16 protein-coding genes are annotated in these 18095 nt (G+C 71.1%); 8 read left to right on the forward strand and 8 right to left on the reverse strand.

From position 1 onward, the window contains the following. Positions 1–143: 143 nt before the first annotated feature. From AC2IPW_RS06050 to AC2IPW_RS06060, 3 genes are read right to left on the reverse strand one after another with little or no spacing between them, the layout of a single operon-like run. Entirely contained in the window at positions 144–839 is a 696-nt protein-coding gene (locus AC2IPW_RS06050) for an alpha/beta hydrolase family protein (protein ID WP_416062910.1), read from the reverse strand. Further along, positions 794–1849, reverse strand: coding sequence for a tellurite resistance/C4-dicarboxylate transporter family protein (locus AC2IPW_RS06055; protein WP_289380949.1), 1056 nt, complete (start codon positions 1847–1849; stop codon positions 794–796). Before AC2IPW_RS06055 ends, AC2IPW_RS06050 begins: the two co-directional genes overlap by 46 nt. Positions 1850–1907: 58 nt before the next feature. Next, complete coding sequence (locus AC2IPW_RS06060) at positions 1908–2774, reverse strand: Fpg/Nei family DNA glycosylase (RefSeq protein WP_371382847.1); 867 nt, start codon at positions 2772–2774, stop codon at positions 1908–1910. Between the two features lie 137 nt (positions 2775–2911). Here AC2IPW_RS06060 and AC2IPW_RS06065 point away from each other — a divergent pair, with 137 nt between their 5' ends. The 3 genes from AC2IPW_RS06065 to AC2IPW_RS06075 are packed head-to-tail and all read left to right on the forward strand — an operon-like array spanning position 2912 to position 4586. Then, complete coding sequence (locus AC2IPW_RS06065; RefSeq protein WP_040783202.1) at positions 2912–3706, forward strand: thymidylate synthase; 795 nt, start codon at positions 2912–2914, stop codon at positions 3704–3706. Continuing rightward, entirely contained in the window at positions 3703–4200 is a 498-nt protein-coding gene (locus AC2IPW_RS06070; protein WP_416062911.1) for a dihydrofolate reductase, read from the forward strand. The genes AC2IPW_RS06065 and AC2IPW_RS06070 overlap by 4 nt, the downstream gene beginning before the upstream one ends. Positions 4201–4259: 59 nt before the next feature. Continuing rightward, a complete protein-coding gene (locus AC2IPW_RS06075) occupies positions 4260–4586 on the forward strand; it encodes a cupin domain-containing protein (RefSeq protein ID WP_416062912.1) in 327 nt (108 codons plus the stop codon). Between the two features lie 4 nt (positions 4587–4590). On the opposite strand, the gene AC2IPW_RS06080 is transcribed toward AC2IPW_RS06075, so the two are convergent. Together AC2IPW_RS06080 and AC2IPW_RS06085 are read right to left on the reverse strand one after the other, a co-directional pair. Then, entirely contained in the window at positions 4591–6117 is a 1527-nt protein-coding gene (locus AC2IPW_RS06080; RefSeq protein WP_416062913.1) for a carboxylesterase/lipase family protein, read from the reverse strand. Positions 6118–6156: 39 nt separating this feature from the next. Further along, on the reverse strand, positions 6157–7392 hold the full coding sequence (locus AC2IPW_RS06085) for a hypothetical protein (RefSeq protein WP_416062914.1): 1236 nt from the start codon (positions 7390–7392) through the stop codon (positions 6157–6159). A 58-nt stretch (positions 7393–7450) separates the two neighbouring features. On the opposite strand from AC2IPW_RS06085, the gene AC2IPW_RS06090 reads away from it, so the two are divergent. The 3 genes from AC2IPW_RS06090 (at position 7451) to AC2IPW_RS06100 (ending at position 10600) form a co-directional block, all read left to right on the forward strand. Continuing rightward, positions 7451–8056: a TetR/AcrR family transcriptional regulator gene (locus tag AC2IPW_RS06090; RefSeq protein WP_124259062.1), complete on the forward strand. Its 606-nt coding sequence runs from the start codon at positions 7451–7453 to the stop codon at positions 8054–8056. Beyond that, a complete protein-coding gene (locus tag AC2IPW_RS06095; protein ID WP_486376502.1) occupies positions 8053–9687 on the forward strand; it encodes an acyl-CoA dehydrogenase family protein in 1635 nt (544 codons plus the stop codon). The genes AC2IPW_RS06090 and AC2IPW_RS06095 overlap by 4 nt, the downstream gene beginning before the upstream one ends. 94 nt (positions 9688–9781) lie before the next feature. After that, entirely contained in the window at positions 9782–10600 is an 819-nt protein-coding gene (locus AC2IPW_RS06100) for an FAD:protein FMN transferase (RefSeq protein WP_416062916.1), read from the forward strand. A 62-nt stretch (positions 10601–10662) separates the two neighbouring features. On the opposite strand, the gene pgi is transcribed toward AC2IPW_RS06100, so the two are convergent. Next, positions 10663–12297 carry a glucose-6-phosphate isomerase gene (pgi, locus tag AC2IPW_RS06105; RefSeq protein WP_486376503.1) on the reverse strand — a complete coding sequence of 545 codons (1635 nt, stop codon included), beginning with the start codon at positions 12295–12297 and terminating at the stop codon, positions 10663–10665. Positions 12298–12376: 79 nt separating this feature from the next. Here pgi and AC2IPW_RS06110 point away from each other — a divergent pair, with 79 nt between their 5' ends. Further along, complete coding sequence (locus tag AC2IPW_RS06110; RefSeq protein ID WP_416062918.1) at positions 12377–13828, forward strand: NAD-dependent succinate-semialdehyde dehydrogenase; 1452 nt, start codon at positions 12377–12379, stop codon at positions 13826–13828. 114 nt (positions 13829–13942) lie between these two features. Here the strand turns inward: AC2IPW_RS06110 and AC2IPW_RS06115 are convergent, their stop codons facing one another. Then, entirely contained in the window at positions 13943–14251 is a 309-nt protein-coding gene (locus AC2IPW_RS06115) for a chorismate mutase (RefSeq protein ID WP_003937752.1), read from the reverse strand. Between the two features lie 289 nt (positions 14252–14540). On the opposite strand from AC2IPW_RS06115, the gene pcrA reads away from it, so the two are divergent. Beyond that, positions 14541–16973, forward strand: coding sequence for a DNA helicase PcrA (gene pcrA / locus AC2IPW_RS06120; protein WP_486376504.1), 2433 nt, complete (start codon positions 14541–14543; stop codon positions 16971–16973). A 64-nt stretch (positions 16974–17037) separates the two neighbouring features. Here the strand turns inward: pcrA and AC2IPW_RS06125 are convergent, their stop codons facing one another. Next, positions 17038–18081 carry a M23 family metallopeptidase gene (locus AC2IPW_RS06125; RefSeq protein WP_416062920.1) on the reverse strand — a complete coding sequence of 348 codons (1044 nt, stop codon included), beginning with the start codon at positions 18079–18081 and terminating at the stop codon, positions 17038–17040. Between the last annotated feature and the right edge of the window lie 14 nt (positions 18082–18095).

Raw genomic sequence — 18095 nt, forward strand, 5'->3', positions numbered from 1 at the left:
GCCCGGCTTCTGCATCCCGTTCGAGGTTCGGAGGACCGAACCGAAGGCCCGGCTGCAGCGGCTCGTGATGGATACGAGAGACCGCCGTCGTCGAGGATCCACCCGAGACCCGGCCGCCGACGCGTTGCGCGCGGCCGTGGGGGCTACGCCCGGGACGAGGTGTCCGAGAGGAGTCCGGACACGGCGTGCACGATCGACGGTGCCGGATCGGTCCGCGCCTTGCTGAGATCGTGGGCTGCGCCCGTCACCGGGACCAGCAGAACGGGCGCCGGTATCAGCGGCAGCGCGTCGCGCATCTCGTCCAGGGTGCCGAACGGGTCGCGGTCACCGTGGGTGAACACCGTCGGCACGGCGAGCGCGGGCAGGTGTTCGGTGCGCGCCTTCTCGGGCTTGCCCGGCGGGTGCAGCGGATAGGACAGCAGGACGAGCGCGTCCGCGACGCCGGGCTGCTCGGCCGCGAGCATCGACGTCTGCCGGCCGCCGTACGAGACGCCGCCGAGCACGAGTGGACCGCAGGTGCAGGCCCGCATCGCCGCGGCCGCCGCCGCGATCCCGGCCCGGTCCTCCGCGGCCCGCGACGGCTGCGGCGGGCCCTTCGGATGTCGGCGCCGGAACGGCAGGTCGAAGCGCAACGCGAGGAACCCCGCCTCGGCGAAGGCGCCGCACAGCTGCCGCAGGATCGCCGCGTCGCAATTTCCACCCGCCCCGTGGGTCAGGGCCACCGCACCGCGTGGAACGCTGCCGGGGCGATGCAGCACGCCGTGCACCGGATCGTCGTCGAAGTCCTCGGTGGTCACCGGCCCACGGTAGCCGGACGAGGACGCAGCACCGTGCGCCACAGGTGCACGAGCATCGCCGCGAACACCGCCGCCCACACCGTCACGGCCACCCACAGTTCCGTCCTGCCGACGACCCCGACCCACGGCAGCTCGTCGGCCTCGGCGAGGTAGACGCCGGCGACGCCGTACATCCCGAGCGGGAACACGATCGACCACAGGCCCGGCTCGTAGCGCAGCCGGATGCGGTGGGTGCGGTGCCGCCACCACCCGGCGGCGACGAGGGCGGGCAGCAGCCACGTCGCGAACGCCCAGAACACCACCACCAGCCCGGCGACGAGTCCGCGGGTGGCGTCGACCATCGGGGCCGACTCCATGGCCACGATGCGTGAGCCGGCCACCACGGTGATCGCCGCAGCGCCCATCGACACCCAGTACGACGGTGTGAGGTCCACCGGCCGGAGCGGATACTGCATCATCCGTGCCGCGACGAACACGCCCGCCGCGGCGTAGAGGAACAGGCCCACCGACCACGCGAACACGGCTACCAGCGACAGCGGCCGGCGGAGGTCGTCGTAGATCGGCTCGAGGGTTGCCGCGGCGAGTGCGACCGACTGGGCTGCGACCACCCACACGAACCAGCTGCCGTTGGCTTTGGCGATCACCGGGCGCCGGCGGGTGCCGAGCACTGCCGTCCACGGGATGACGTAGCCGAGCACGAGCCACGTCGCGGCCGCCCCGGCGAGCAGGACCGCGGCCGTCGAGTGCCACCCGTCCATGGTCAGGCGGATCCCCAGCACGTTGCTGCCCGCGACGAACGTGAAGAAACCGAATGCGCGGCTCGCGTCGGTGAGGTCGGTGCGGATCTCACCGCGGAACCGCACGAGCCGCCACCCGGTCAGCGCGAGCAGGACGACGTAGGCGACGACGGACACCAGTAGCAACGCCGCCGACACCGTCGTCAGGCCGTGCAGCTGCATGCCGATCGACACGATGCCGGTCGCCATCACGAGCGCGAAGTAGCCGGGGTCGAGCGTGCGGGTGCACCTGCGGAGACCGTCGAGAACCGTCACAGCCGCACGTTACCGCCGTGGTGTCCGTTCGGATCGGCACGGGTCCGCACGGCACCGTTCACTTGACCAGTCGCGACAGCCGCCGGTCCGCGAGGATCCTTCCGCCGGTCTGACACGTGGGGCAGTACTGGAAGGAGCGTTCGGCGTAGGCGACCTCGCGGACGGTGTCGCCGCACTCCGGGCAGGGCAGCCCGGTGCGGGCGTGGACCCGCATCCCCGACCGCTTCTCACCTTTGAGCCGTGCGGCGTCCTGCCCTACGGAACGGCTGACGGCGTCGAGCAGCACCGTGCGCATCGCGTCGTACAGCGCCTGTCGTTGCTCGTCGCCGAGCCGGCCTGCCGGCGCGAACGGCGACAGCCTTGCGACGTGCAGGATCTCGTCGGAGTAGGCGTTGCCGATCCCGGCGAGCACCTGCTGGTCGGTGAGGGCGGTCTTCAGGCGGGCGGTGCTGCCGGCCAGTCGCGCCGCCAGCTCGTCGGCGGTGACGGCCAGCGCGTCGGGACCGAGCCCGGCGAGGCCGGGCACCTGCTGCGGGCGGTCGACGAGCCACACGGCCAGACGTTTGCGGGTGCCGGCCTCGGTGAGATCGAAGGCGGGGGTGGCGGCCTCGGGGGTGAACAGATGTACCCGCAGCGCGAGCGGGCCGCGGCCCAGCTTCGGCGGGGCCGGCGACGGGTTGTCCTGCCAGCGCAGCCACCCGGCGCGCGACAGGTGCACGACGAGCCACAGTCCGGAGCAGTCGACCGCGAGGAACTTCCCGAAGCGGGAGACGCCGGTGACGTCGCGGCCCTGCAGCGCGGTGACCGGCGGGTCGGCGGTCTGCAGGACGCTGAGCGCCGCCACGTCGATCCGGCCGACGACGGCACCGACGGCGTGCTCGCGCAGGAACACGGCCAGGGCTTCCACCTCGGGTAGCTCGGGCATGGAGTCAGGCTATCGCGCTCGTGCGTGCTTCGGGCTGCCCCGACTGCCACAACCACGCACGGGCGATAGCCTGTCGTGGTGCCCCGGGCGATAGCCTGTCGTGGTGCCCCGGGCGATAGCCTGTCGTGGTGACTGCCGTGCCCACTCCGTACGAAGATCTTCTCCGCCTGGTGCTCGAGACCGGCACGCCGAAGGCGGACCGGACGGGCACCGGTACGCGCAGCCTGTTCGGGCACCAGATGCGTTTCGACCTCGCGCAGGGCTTTCCGCTGATCACCACGAAGAAGGTGCACCTGAAGTCGATCGTGTACGAGCTGCTGTGGTTCCTGCGCGGCGACTCGAACGTCAAGTGGCTGCAGGAGCACGGCGTGACCATCTGGGACGAGTGGGCCGACGCCGACGGGGAGCTCGGTCCCGTCTACGGGGTGCAGTGGCGGTCCTGGCCGGCCCCCGACGGCGGCCACATCGACCAGATCACCAAGGCGATCGACACCATCCGCACCGACCCCGACTCGCGGCGCATCGTGGTCTCCGCATGGAACGTCGGCGAGATCGACAAGATGGCGCTCGCGCCGTGCCATGCGTTCTTCCAGTTCCACGTCGCCGACGGCAAGCTCAGCTGCCAGCTGTACCAGCGCAGCGCCGACCTGTTCCTCGGCGTGCCGTTCAACATCGCCAGCTACGCGCTGCTCACCCACATGGTCGCTCAGCAGACCGACCTCGAGCCGGGTGAGTTCGTGTGGACGGGCGGGGACTGCCACATCTACGACAACCACGTCGAGCAGGTCGCCGAGCAGCTCGGCCGCGAGCCCTACCCGTACCCCACCCTGGAGCTGAACCGGCGCGGGTCGATCTTCGAGTACGAGTACGAGGACGTGCAGGTCACCGGTTACCGGCACCACCCGCCGATCAAGGCCCCGGTCGCGGTATGACGGCGACGGGGGACGTCGTCCTGATCTGGGCGCAGGACCGCGCCGGTGGCATCGGCCGCGACGGTGCGATCCCGTGGCACATCCCCGAGGACATGGCGCACTTCCGGGCCGCGACGCGGGGGAAGCCGGTGATCATGGGCCGGTTGACGTGGGAGTCGCTGCCGTCGCGCTTCCGGCCGCTGCCGGGCCGGCGCAACATCGTCGTCACCCGAGACCCGGCCTGGTCGGATGCGGGCGCCGAGGTGGCCCACGGCGTACCGGAGGCCCTGGCGCTCGCCGGTGACGGTGACGTCTGTGTCATGGGTGGTGGACAGATCTACGCGCAGGCGATGCCGCATGCGACGCAGCTGCTCGTCACGGAGGTGGACCTGGAGACCGGAGCGGACGCCTTCGCTCCACCGATCGGTTCCGAGTGGGCGGCCGTGGACGTCGGTGCGTGGCAGGAATCCGGCGACGGAATCGGGTTCCGCTTCGTCCGGTACACGCGAACCTGACCGGTGGCGCGTCCGGTGGGCCATACTGCGAGGGCGTACCCCGACCAGGAAGGGCAGCCATGGACAAGCTTTCCCTCACGGCTCTGGCGCGACAGCAACTGAAGCTGGCGGCGGCATCGAGCAGCGGCCGCAGCTCGCAGACCATCTTCGGCGGGCACGCCAGGCATCTGCGGCAGACGATGGTCGCACTGCTCGCCGGACACGAACTCGCCGAGCACGACGGCCCCGGCGAAGGGTCGCTGCAGGTGCTCAGCGGACGCCTGTCCCTGATCGCCGGGGACGATTCCTGGAAGGGCTCGACCGGCGACTACCTGGTGCTGCCCACCGCCCGGCACAGCGTCACCGCGCTCGAGGACGTGGTGTTCCTGCTGACCGTGGTCAAGTGAGCGCTCACCGCTGCGGCAGCGCCACTCCGCGGTAGCCGCGGTACCCGGCCCAGGCCAGTCGCCGCTCCCGCCACGGGTCGTACTCCACGTGCGTCGGGTCGTCGAAGACGACGGTGGCGCGGTCGCGTTCGTCGTAGCGCGGCCACGACGGCAGCGGTTCTCCCTCCTGTGCGAAGTGCAGCCACTGACGCTGCACCGAGTCGCTCACCGCGCGCAGCGCGCGCCGGCCACCGGCGGCCGTGACCACCCGGCCCAGGGCGGTGTCGGCCTGTCCGAACACGGCGAGCAGCTCGAAGGCGTGGGTGGCGTGGAAGCCGGTCCAGCGCAGCAGCGGCGGTGCGTAGTCGAACCGGTAGCTGTAGGTGGGGGCGTGACGGGCGTGGGCCTGGGCGATCTCGATCGAGGGATGCCAGAACGTGAGGTCGCCGCCGAGATCGACGGCCGCCCGGGCGTCCGGGTAGCCGGGATAGGCCGCGACGATGCGTTCCTGGGCCGTGGGGTCGGTGAGCCCGAACATCTGCTCGATGCGGAGTTGATTGGTCGGCAGCGCGTCGAGGACCCGCGGGAACAGTGTCCCCTCCCGGGCGTTGGTGCCGATGATGAGCGGAACCCGATGGGCGGCACCGCTTTCGTAGGCCTCGATGGGGCTGGTGGGGAGGTAGTCGCCGTCGACGACGGGGCCGAACGCGTGCAGGCCCGGAGTCTCGTGCAGGATGCGCCCGCTGAGCCGCCGGGCGGCGCGGCCGAACTCGACCGGCGTGGCGGATCCGAGCGCCTCGGCCGCGGAATCCCGGTCCGCGCCGAGCAGTTCGACGAAACGTCGCGCCCACTCGGCCGCATGATCGGCATCGACGACGAGGTTCGGTGCCGAACTCTGGGCGACAGCCCGGGTGAACAGTCCCTCGGCTGCGGGGGTGGCGAGCAACGTGGTCACGGCATTGCCGCCGGCGGACTCGCCGAAGATCGTGATGTTGTCGGGGTCGCCGCCGAAGGCGGCGATGTTGCGGCGCACCCACGCCAGCGCGGCAACCTGGTCGCGTAGCCCCGGATTGGAGTCGAACGGTCTGTCGGCCGTGGAGAACTCGGTGAAGTCGAGATAGCCGAGGCTGCCGAGCCGGTAGTTGATCGACACGTAGATCAGGTCACCGCGGCGTACCAGCGATTCCCCGCTGTAGAGCGGCAGCGCCGTGGTGCCCAGCGTGTAGGCGCCGCCGTGGATGAACACCATCACCGGCCGGGGCGCCGCGGCGGGCGTCGCGGGTGCCAGCACGTTGAGCGTCAGGCAGTCCTCGCTCGCGGGCTGCTGCTTCCGGAAGCCGATGGTCAGGCCCCGTGGGTGCTGGCTCGCCGCGGCACCGAAATGCGTGGCGTCGCGTTCGCCGGTCCAGGGTTGCACCGGCTGCGGGGCGCGCAGTCGCAGCGGGCCGACCGGAGGAGCCGCGTAGGGGACTCCGCGCCAGGCGAGGAGGTCGCCGATGCGGGTGCCCCGCAGGGCGCCGTCGGAAACTGTGACAAGGGTCTCGGCCGCCATGCTCGAACTGTACGTGACGGCCGGTCATAGGTGCCGCGGTTACCAGTGCCGGCCGTGCAGGCCGTGGGCGGCGAGTTCGGCGTCGGTGTGGGCACGCAGGGCGGCCCGGGTGGGGAAGCACTCGTCGTCGAGTGCGACGAGGGCCAGGGTGTAGCGCTCGCCCTGACGGCACAGGTATGCGGCGAGCCGGGTGGACGTCGCGGCCCGGGCGGTCGCGAGACCCGGATGGACGGCGCGGGTCGCGACGCCGGTGGTGCGGTGCGGCCCGAAGCCGTCGAGCACCGCGGGCAGCGGTCCGATGTTGGAGCACAGCAGGTCCCGCTCACCGGCCCCGGCGGCGAGACGCGCGGCGAGCCGGTCGGGCAGCAGTTGCAGCGCCTCGTCCGGCAGGCCGTGCGGCGCCCCCTCCCGACTTCGGGTGTACGCCTCCCGGGCGTGGTGGCGGATCGACGCCGGGGTGTCGGATGCGTCGACCACCACCTCCGTCATCGTCACCCCGTTGCCGGCGCCGGGGAGCCCGGGTGCGGCGGTGCGGCCGTCGACGGGTACCGCGATCCGCACTGGCCAGTCGAGTCCGGCGCGGTGCGCGATGCCCGCGGCGACGGCGAGGAAGAGCGAGTTGGGGGTGCCGCCGGACGTGTCGGCGGCGGTGTCCCAGGCGCTCGCGTCCACGTCGAGCAGCGACGTGCGCGCGGGCGAGCGGATCGGACGGGGTTGCGGGGGCTTGTCGGTGCCGCGGGCCCAGCGGGCCCGGCGCAGGCCGCGGGCGACGCGCCGGACCAGCCGCGCCGCGTCGCGGATGTCGGAGACGCGCTCGGGGTCGGACGGACGGATCCGCTCGGCCAGTGCGTCGGCGACGGCGTCGATCAGACCGCGCGCGTCGGCGAGCACGTGCGAGCACACCAGCGAGACGACGGTTCCGCCGCCCTCGACGCGGGTGGCGGTCAGCGCCCAGCCCGGGCCGAGTTCGGGGTCGACGTCCACCTCCGCCTGCTGGTCCGCCCAGGTGAGGACGTCGGCGGCGGGGATCGGTTCGGGTGGGTAGCGCAGCGGGTAGCTGCGCAGGCCCGGCTCGAGCCGGGGGCGGGCGCCCGGGACGTGCGGGCGAACCACGCGACGGCCGAGGGGCCCGCAGCCGAGCGCGTCGTGCAGCGAGATCAACAGGGGAGCCCCGACGGTGTCGCCGGTGCGCCACAGCCCCTGCAGTGCGATGGGCAGGCCGAGGCCGCGATGTCGGTACAGGAAGATCTCGTCCACCACGCTGAGCCGGTTCACCGTCCCGACGGTAGCCGCCATCCTTGACCCAAGCTATGAATCGAGGTTCAATTCTTTCGTGGCCTACCGCCGGACCCCCGCCGTGCAGCAACGGCTCGACGCGCAACGCGAGGCGATCGCCGACGCCGCCGTCGGCCTGCTGGCCGAGCGCGGCTACCAGGGACTGTCCATCGCGGCGGTCGCCGAGCGCGCCGGCGTCGCCACCGGCAGCGTCTACCGGCACTACGCCGACAAGTCCGAACTGATGGTGCGCATTTTCCGCAGCCTGTGCGGGCGGGAGGTCGACGCCGTCGTCGCGGCCGCCGACGCGGCCCGGCCGCACGGTGCGGCCGCACAGGTAGCCGCCGTCGTCGAGACCTTCGCCCGCCGCGCCCTGCGCAACCCCACCCTCGCCTACGCCCTGCTCGCCGAACCCGTCGACGCGGCCGTCGACGCCGAACGCCTGGTGCTGCGCCGCGCCTTCGCGGCGGCGTTCGAGGACGCCGTGCGCCGCGGTGTCGACTCGGGCGATCTCACCTCTCGCAACCCGGCGCTGTCCGCTGCCGCCCTCGTCGGCGCCGTCGGCGAGGTCCTCACCGGCCCGCTGCAGTCCGGTGTGGCCGCCACCGACACCGTCCCCGAACTCGTCGCATTCGCCCTACGCGCACTAGGAGCCCGGCCATGACCGAATCACCCACGTATCCCGGCACCCACGAGGTGTTCAACCAGGTGCCCGACCTCGTGCCGTACCAGGCGGCCGACGACGCGGCACTGCTCGAGGGTCTGCGCCGCGAAGGAGCCGCCTGGTCCGAGGACGAGGTCCGGGAGATCGGCGCGCTCGCCGGAGGGACGCGCGCGCAGGAATGGGGCAGGCTCGTCAACGAGTACCCGCCCGTGCTGCACACCCACGATCGCTACGGGCACCGCATCGACGAGGTGGAGTTCCATCCGCACTGGCACGACCTCATGACGGTGGCCGTCGAGCACGGCATGCACGCGGCACCGTGGCGCGACCCCCGGGCCGGGGCGCACGTCGCCCGGGCCGCCAAGTTCTACGTGTGGGGCCAGGCCGAAGCGGGACACATGTGTCCGATCTCCATGACGTACGCGGTGATACCGGCGCTGCGGCACAACCCCGAACTCGCTGCGACGTACGAGCCGCTGCTCACCGCCCCGCACTACGACTTCGGGCTCCGGGAACCGTCCACCAAACGCGGCCTGATAGCCGGCATGTCCATGACCGAGAAGCAGGGCGGATCGGACGTGCGGGCCAACACGACGACCGCGACACCTCAGGCGGACGGCAGTTACCGCATCGTCGGACACAAGTGGTTCACCTCCGCACCGATGTCGGACATGTTCCTCACGCTGGCGCAGACCGCCGGCGGCGTCTCGTGCTTCCTGTTGCCGCGGGTGCTTCCCGACGGCAGCCGCAACCCCATCCGCATCCAGCGACTCAAGGACAAGCTCGGGAACAAGTCCAATGCGTCCTCCGAGATCGAGTACGAGGGCGCAACCGGCTGGCTCGTCGGCGCGGAGGGCCGCGGCGTCAACACCATCATCGAAATGGTGAACATGACGCGCCTGGACTGCGTGATCGGCTCGGCGACCGGAATGCGCGCGGCGACGCTGCGTGCCGTCCACCACGCCCGCCACCGGAAGGCGTTCGGTGCCCTGCTCGTCGACCAGCCGCTCATGCGGAACGTGCTCGCCGACCTGATCGTCGAGTCGGAAGCCGCGACGACCATGATGATGCGGCTGGCCGGCGCGACCGACCGCGCATCGACGGATCCGCAGGAGGCGGCGCTGCGCCGCATCGCTCTCGCGGTCACCAAGTACTGGGTGTGCAAGCGCGCCCCCGCCCACGCCGCGGAAGCCCTCGAATGCCTCGGCGGCAACGGCTATGCGGAGGAATCCGGAATGCCGCGGCTGTACCGCGAGGCACCGCTCATGTCGATCTGGGAGGGCTCGGGCAATGTCGCCGCCCTCGACGCGCTGCGGGCGATGGGCAAGCAGCCCGAGACGGTAGACGCGTTCTTCGCCGAGGTGCGCCTGGCCGAGGGGGCCGACTCCCGCCTCGACGATGCCCTGGCGCGCGTCGGCAAGGAACTCGTCGACCTCGAGAACGTCGAGTACCGGGCCCGCCGGATCGTGGAACTGATGGCGCTGGTCCTGCAGGGTGCGCAGCTTGTGCGCCACGGGCATCCCGCCGTCGCGGACGCATTCTGTGCCACGCGGCTGGGCGACGACTGGGGCATCGCCCTGGGGACCATGCCCCCCGGCGTGGACACCGCGGCGATCCTCGCGCGCGTCTGATCGGCGGCGATCCTCACGCCACCCCGACCGGCGACGATCCGCAGGGCATACTGGAGGTAACGACAACGATCGTCGAGCGAGCCCGGAGCCCCTCATGATCAGAAGCAGCGAATGGCGGGAGTGGGGGGTCCCGGTCGCGGTGGCCGTTACCGAGTACGCCGCCCTGGTGGAGGCCGAAACGCGGGTGCGTGCCGCGATCGCGGAATCCGAGGCGGCCTGCAACCCGCAGCGCGGCGATGCGGAGATCCACGAGGTCAATCTCGCCCAAGGCATTCCCGTGCAGGTCAGCCCGAGGTTGTCGGCGTTGCTGCGTTCGGCGCTCTGGGCCGCCCGGATGACCGACGGGACGGTGAGTCCCTTGGCGGCCGACGACGCCGGGATCGACGAGGACGCCACCCCGCCCATCCATCCGCTTCCCGACTACAGCGACATCCACCTCGACGGCGAGACCGTGCTGGCCCCGTTCGGCGTCAACCTCGACATCACCGAGACGGCCAGGGCCGACACCGCCGACCGGGCCGCCGCGACCGTGGCACGCAGCCTCGAATGCGGTGTCCTGGTGCGTATGGGCGACGTGACGGCCACCGCCGGTCACAGTCCCGCCGGCGGGTGGCAGGTGTCCGTCCCCGGCGCCGGCACCGTCGAACTCCCGGCGGGAAGCGCCATGGCGACGCGCATGCGCGACGAATCCGACGAAGAGCAGAACAGCGAGAACGACGTCTCGGGACGGTGGGTGCAGGTCACCGTCATCGCCGAGGACGCGTTGTGGGCCGACGCCGCGGCCGCGGCAGCTCTGCGCCGCGGAGCGCCCGCGGTGCGGTGGCTCGAGCAGTACGACCTGGCCGCCCGCCTCGTCGACGGCGGCGGCCGGGTGCACATGACCCGCCGTTGGTCCCGTCCGCACGCCGCCTGAACGCCCGAGCCCGCGCCCCAACCGGTGGGTCTGCCGGAAGGTCCGGCATCGGCCCGCCGGTGCTACTTGCGGCGCCACCGCCGGATGGTGCGGACGAGAGTGTCGGTGGAACTGTCGCCGGTGTCGGGGTCCGCCTCGCCGGTCAGCGCGGGTGCCAGCTCCAGGGCCTGGGTCTTGCCGAGCTCGACGCCCCACTGGTCGAACGAGTCGATACCCCAGATCACGCCCTGGACGAACACCTGATGCTCGTACAGGGCGATCAGCTGGCCCAGCGTCGAGGGCGTCAACGCCGGGGCGAGCAGGGTGGTCGAGGGCCGGTTGCCGGGCATCACCTTGTGCGCCACCAGCGCCGGATCGGTGCCGTCGGCGGCGACCTCGGCCGCGGTCTTCCCGAACGCGAGGACCTTGGCCTGGGCGAGCATGTTCGCCAGCAGCACCTGCTGCATGCTCCCGGTGCCGTCCCGGGTGGGCAGATCCTCGAGCGCGGTGGCGAACCCGACGAAATCGGCCGGGATCAGCCGGGTGCCCTGGTGCAGCAGCTGGAAGAACGCATGCTGACCGTTGGTGCCCGGCTCACCCCAGAAGATCTCTCCGGTGTCGTGGTCGACGGGACTGCCGTCGCGCCGCACGGACTTGCCGTTCGACTCCATGGTCAGCTGCTGCAGATACGCCGGCAGCCGCGCCAGGTCCTGGCTGTAGGGCAGCACCGCCCGTGTCTGCGCCCCCAGCACCGACGCGTACCACACCCCCAGCAGCCCGAGCAGCACCGGCGCGTTCGCCTCGAGCGGGGCGGTGGCGAAGTGCTCGTCGACGGTGTGCATCCCGGCCAGGAACTCGGCGAAGCGGGCCGGACCGATCGCGCACATCACCGACAGGCCGATCGCCGAGCCCACCGAGTACCGTCCGCCCACCCAGTCCCAGAACCCGAACATGTTCGCCGGGTCGATACCGAACTCGGCGACCTTGGTGGCATTGGTGGACACGGCCACGAAGTGCGCCGCGACGGCGTCCTCACCGAGCGCGGCGACCAGCCAGCGCCGCGCAGCGGTGGCGTTGGTGAGCGTTTCGATGGTGGTGAACGTCTTCGACGCCACCACGAACAGCGTCCTGGCCGGATCCAGGCCGGACAGTTGCGCGGTCAGGTCCGCCGGATCGATGTTGGCGACGAACCGGGCGTCGGGGCCGTCGGCGTAGTGCCGCAACGCCCGCGCCACCATGGCCGGGCCCAGGTCCGAACCGCCGATCCCGATGTTGATCACCGTCGTGATCGTCTGTCCGGTGGCGCCGCGCCAGGTGCCGGAGCGGACCTTCTCGGCGAAGCCGGCCATTGCGTCGAGCACGGTGTGGACCTCGGGGACCACGTCGGCGCCGTCCACGGGCAGCGTCGCCGACCGCGGCAGGCGCAGTGCGGTGTGCAGCACCGCGCGATCCTCGGTGGTGTTGATGTGCTCCCCGGCGAGCATCGCGTCCCGGTGGGATTCGACGCCGGCGGCGCGGGCCAGATCCAGCAGCAACCCCACCGTGGTGTCGGTGATGCGGTGCTTGCTGTAGTCGATGTACCAGTCCCCGGCGGTGACCGACAACCGCTGGGCCCGAACCGGATCCGCCGCGAACAATCCCCGCAGATCCACCGCCTCGAGTTCCGAACGGTGCCGGTCCAACTGCTGCCACGGTGCGGTTCGAGTCACGTCGCTCATGAATTCAGAGCCTAGTGCGGGCCCGTAGTTACCGGCGGGTTCGGAACCGGCCGGGGTCCCGGAGCGCATGATGTGGGACATGGACACCGAAGAACTGATCCGGACCGTACCGACAGAACTGTTCCTCGGCGGGGACTGGGTGGCCGCCGAGAACGGCGCCACCTTCCCCGTCCACGATCCCGCCACCGGCGACACCCTCACCGAGGTCGCCGACGCGAGCCCCGCCGACGCCGTCCGCGCCCTCGACGCCGCGGTGGCCGCGCAGCACGAGTGGGCGGCGACCGCGCCGCGTGAGCGGGGCGAACTGCTGCGTTCGGTGTTCGCGAGGATCACCGAACGTGCCGAGGACTTCGCGCTCCTGATGACACTCGAAATGGGCAAGGCTCTGCCGGAGAGCCGGGCCGAGACCAAGTACGGGGCCGAGTTCTTCCGCTGGTTCGCCGAGGAGGCGGTGCGGATTTCGGGGCGCTACACGTACGCACCCGCAGGCAACGGACGGATCCTGGTGACCAAGCAGCCGGTGGGACCGTGCCTGGCGATCACGCCGTGGAACTTCCCGCTCGCGATGGGTACCCGCAAGATCGGTCCCGCCCTCGCCGCGGGCTGCACGATCCTGATGAAGCCGGCGTCGGAAACCCCCTTGACGATGCTGCTGCTCGCCCAGCTGTTCGCCGAGGCCGGGCTTCCGAAGGGCGTGCTGTCGGTGCTGCCGACCTCGCGTGCCGGCGCGGTCACCGGCCCGCTGATCGACGATCCCCGCCTGCGCAAGCTGACCTTCACCGGTTCCACCGAGGTGGGCCGGACCCTGTCGGAGCGGGCGGGGAAGGCGATGCTGCGCACGTCGATGGAACTGGGTGGCAACGCGCCGTTCCTGGTGTTCGACGACGCCGACCTCGACGCCGCGGTGGAGGGAGCGCTGGCTGCCAAGCTGCGCAACGGGGGCGAGGCGTGCACGGCCGCGAACCGCTTCCACGTCGCCAATCCGGTGCGAGAGGAGTTCGTGAAGAAGCTCACCGAGCGGATGGGGCGGTACCGGCTCGGGCCGGGCACCGACCCCGGAACCACGCTCGGCCCGCTGATCAACGCCGGCCAGCGGGAGACCGTGGGCACGCTGGTGCAGGATGCGGTCGCAGCCGGCGCGAGCGTGCGACTCGGCGGGGACGTCCCCGACGGCCGGGGATGGTTCTACCCCGCGACCGTCCTCGACGGGGTGACGGCCGACGCCCGGATCCTGCGCGAGGAGGTGTTCGGTCCCGTCGCCGCCGTGACCGGGTTCGACACCGAGCAGGAGGCGATCGACGCGGCCAACGCCACCGAATACGGCCTGGCCGCGTACATCTACACGCAGAGCCTGGACCGGGCGCTGCGGGTGTCCGAGGCCCTCGAGTCCGGCATGGTGGGCGTCAACCGGGGTGTGATCTCCGACGTGGCGGCACCGTTCGGCGGCGTCAAAGCCTCCGGCCTGGGCCGCGAGGGCGGCAGCGAAGGCATCGAGGAGTACCTCGAGACGAAGTACATCGCGCTGCAGTGACCTGCGCGACGGCTACGCCCCCGAGCGTCGCGTGCTCGGGGGCGTACCGGAGCCCGGGGGACTCGGTGACCCAGTCGGCCGTGGCCTCTCAGTGCCCCAGTCGGCCGCAGTTCCTCAGTGGCCCAGTCGGCCGCGGCCGAGCCGCAGCAGCAGCATGGCCAGCGTGTGACCCTCCTGGCCCAGCTCGCTGAATCGCTCGAGGACCTTCATCTCCCGGCTGTGCACCAGGCGGGTGCCGCCGGACGCCATGCGGGTCTGGCCGATGATGCGCGAGACCTCGGTGCGGCGCTTGACCGCTGCGAGGATCTCGGCGTCGAGCCGATCGATCTCCTTGCGGAGCTCGTCGATCTCCGCCTCGGTGGTGGGCAGGGCAGCATCGGATGCGCTGGCTCCGGAACCGGTGGCCTCGGTGTTGGTGCTCATGTCGTCTCCTCGCGTCAGCTCTGGGATCGCTTCGGATTCTGCGGGCGTTACCGGTCCGGCCGTCGGCTCGGGCTTCGGTGGTGCGGCAGCCGAAGCCTCGGGGTGCGGTCAGGCCTCGGTCATCGGCTCTCGTACCGATGGCAGTGTCGCCGGTAGCGGCGACGTGGAGCACATGACATGACGTTCAGTTTGCCATCCGTCCCCGAACCGGCCAAGTAAGGCATACCTGTCGAATCGGTCCCGCCCGGGCGGCACGGCTGTCGGCGATCGCCGGTAGTTTGGTACCACGATGAACACTCCCGTTGCCTCCGGCCGTCCCGTCCCCGCCCCGAATCCGGGGGTGCGAGCGACGACCTCCGATGCTCTGCTCGAGGGTCTCAACCCACAGCAGCGGGAGGCGGTGACCCACACGGGTTCTCCGCTGCTCATCGTCGCGGGGGCCGGCTCGGGCAAGACGGCGGTGCTGACCCGGCGAATCGCGTACCTGCTGGGGGAGCGGGGGGTGACGCCGGGCCAGATCCTGGCCATCACGTTCACCAACAAGGCGGCCGCCGAGATGCGCGAACGCGTCGCCCACCTCGTCGGTCCGCGGGCGAACAGCATGTGGGTGTCGACGTTCCACTCGAGCTGCGTGCGGATCCTGCGGGCGCAGTCGGCGCTGCTGTCCGGGATGAACTCGAACTTCACCATCTACGACGCCGACGACTCCCGGCGTCTGCTCACCATGATCGCCAAGGACCTCGACCTCGACGTCAAGCGGTACTCCGCGCGGCTGCTGGCCACGCACATCTCCAATCTCAAGAACGAGTTGATCGGTCCGGAGGAGGCCGCGGCCGACGCGGACCGCGAGGCGTCGGAACTGCCACGGATCGTCGCGACGGTCTACGCCCACTACCAGCAGCGATTGCGCGCGGCCAACGCCTTCGACTTCGACGATCTGATCGGGGAGACGGTGGCGCTGTTGCAGGCGCATCCGCAGGTGGCCGAGTACTACCGCCGACGGTTCCGCCACGTTCTCGTCGACGAGTACCAGGACACGAACCACGCGCAGTACGTGCTCGTCCGCACGCTCGTCGGCGGGGCGGACGACACCGTGTCGGACGACGCGGTCGCGCCGGCGGAACTGTGTGTCGTCGGCGATGCCGACCAGTCCATCTATGCGTTCCGTGGCGCGACGATCCGCAACATCGAGGAGTTCGAACGCGACTATCCCGAGGCTCGCACGATCCTGCTCGAGCAGAACTACCGTTCCACCCAGACCATCCTCTCGGCGGCGAACGCGGTGATCGCCCGCAACACCGGGCGGCGGGAGAAGCGGCTGTGGACGGACTCCGGTGCGGGGGAGCCGATCACCGGGTACGTCGCCGACAACGAGCACGACGAGGCACAGTTCGTCGCCGCGGAGATCGACCGGCTCGTCGACGCCGGTGAAGCGAAGTTTGCCGACATCGCGGTCTTCTACCGCACCAACAATTCCTCGCGCGCCCTCGAGGACGTGTTCATCCGGCACGGCGTGCCCTACCGGGTGGTCGGCGGCGTGCGCTTCTACGAGCGCAAGGAGGTTCGTGACCTCGTCGCGTACCTGCGGGTGCTCGCCAACCCGGACGACACGGTCAGCCTGCGCCGGATTCTCAACACGCCCCGTCGCGGCATCGGTGACCGCGCGGAGGCGTGCGTGGCGGTGCACGCCGAACGCACGGGCGTCGGGTTCGGCCGAGCGCTGCGCGACGCCGCCGAGGGGACCGTGCCGCTCCTGAACTCCCGTTCGCAGAAGGCCGTCGCCGCGTTCGTCGACCTCATGGACGAACTGCGGGCGATGCTCACCGAGACCGACGCCGACGGCAACGACCTCGTCGACGTCGGCGACGTCGTCGAAGCAGTGCTCGATCGCACCGGATACCGCGCCGAGGTCGAGGCCAGCGACGACCCCCAGGACGGCACGAGGCTCGACAACCTCAACGAATTAGTCAGCGTGGCAAGAGAATTCAGTTCGGATGCGCGCAACGCCGCGGGCCTCGAGGATGAACGTGAGGTGCCGGAAGGGGAGCCCGAGCCCGGTTCGCTGGCGGCATTCCTCGAGCGGGTGTCCCTGGTAGCCGACGCCGATCAGATCCCCGAGGAGGGCGACGGGGTCGTCACTTTGATGACGCTGCACACCGCCAAGGGTCTCGAATTTCCGGTGGTATTCGTCACCGGGTGGGAGGACGGGCAGTTCCCGCACATGCGCGCCCTCGGCGACCCGGCCGAGCTCTCGGAGGAACGGCGCCTGGCCTACGTCGGACTCACCCGCGCGCGGCAGCGCCTGTATCTGAGCCGCGCGGTGCTGCGCTCGGCCTGGGGGCAGCCGGTGACCAATCCGGAATCACGCTTCCTCCAGGAGATCCCGCAGGAACTCGTGGAATGGCGCCGGGAGGATCCGGGAGTGACCGGGGGGCACGCCATCGGGGCCGGCCGCGGGCGGGGCGGCTACGGCGGGATCGGTTCCGGTTTCGGGGGTGGAACTTCCCGGTTCGGCGGCGACCGGCAGCCGAGCTCCGGGCGTTCGCGCAACAACCATCTCGTGCTCGCCGTCGGCGATCGGGTCAGTCACGACAAGTACGGCCTCGGCACGGTTCTCGAAACCCGCGGCTCCGGGCCGACCGCGACGGTGGTCGTCGACTTCGGCAGCGCCGGGAAGGTGCGGTTGATGCTCGTCGGCGGCGTGCCGATGGTCAAGCTCTGAGCCGGACGCGGCAAGGGCCCCGCACCGGCTGGTGCGGGGCCCTTGCCGCGAATGCGGTCGGCGGTCAGTCGTTCCGGATGCCGAGGGAGATGCCGCGAGTCGCGAGCCAGGGCAGCGGATCGATCTTGTCGATGCCGTTGAGGTGGACCTCGAAGTGCAGGTGCGGGCCGGTGGACTGGCCCCGGTTACCCATGGTGGCGATCTGGTCACCCGCCATGACCTGCTGACCGACCGTCACCATGGACTGATCGATGTGGCCGTAGACGGTGACGGTGCCGTCGGCGTGGCGCAGACGCACCCACATGCCGAACCCGGACGCCGGACCGGAGTCGATGACGGTGCCGTCGGCGACTGCGAGGATCGGGGTCCCGATGGGGCCGGCGATGTCCACACCGGCGTGCAGGGTTCCCCAGCGGGCACCGTAGCTGGAGGTGAAGACGCCGGCTGCCGGCAGGACGAACAGCGGGCGACGGGCGGCGGCTTCGCGGGCGGCGCGCTCCTCGCTGAATCGCTGGCCCTTGGCGAGCAGATTGGAGAACTGCGACAGGTCGTTCGGGTCCGCGATGTTGAGGACCTGCGGGGCCTGGGAGGGGGCCGCGCTCTCGGACTCGGTCTCCGCGGCGAACTGGGCGGCCTGCGGCACCGCGGTGGCGGTGATGACGTTCGAGCCGGTGGTGTCGGCGGCGAGGGCGACCTCGGAATGCCCGGAATCCTGAGCGGGACCGCTGGTGGCCGCCTGGCCCGCGGCGACGACAGCGCCGGCGGCGACCGCGAGAACCGCGGCACGGCCCTTGAGGGCGGCGGGGGGAGTGGGAACGCGGTGGGCGCCGCCGCGACGAGGCGGGGCGGCCGGATCACCGTCGGATACCGTGGGGGCGGTGAGCGGCCGGGCCGGCTCGTCGCCGTAGAATTCGTACTCTTCGGTGGTGCTGGTGTTACGGAAATTCACAATGCTCGAGACGTCCGGATCGTCCGCAGTGCCCTCGTCGAAGTAGTGCTCCTGCGGCTGCCAGTGGCCCGGGTAGAGGCGGTCGGTCGCCCCTACGAAGTCGACATCGTCGAACTCGTAGTCGGGACGGCTGTCGGCGCGTGGAGTGCAAGTGTGCATCGACTGCCGTCCTC

It is taken from the genome of Rhodococcus sp. NS-SX18 (genome assembly GCF_057367935.1).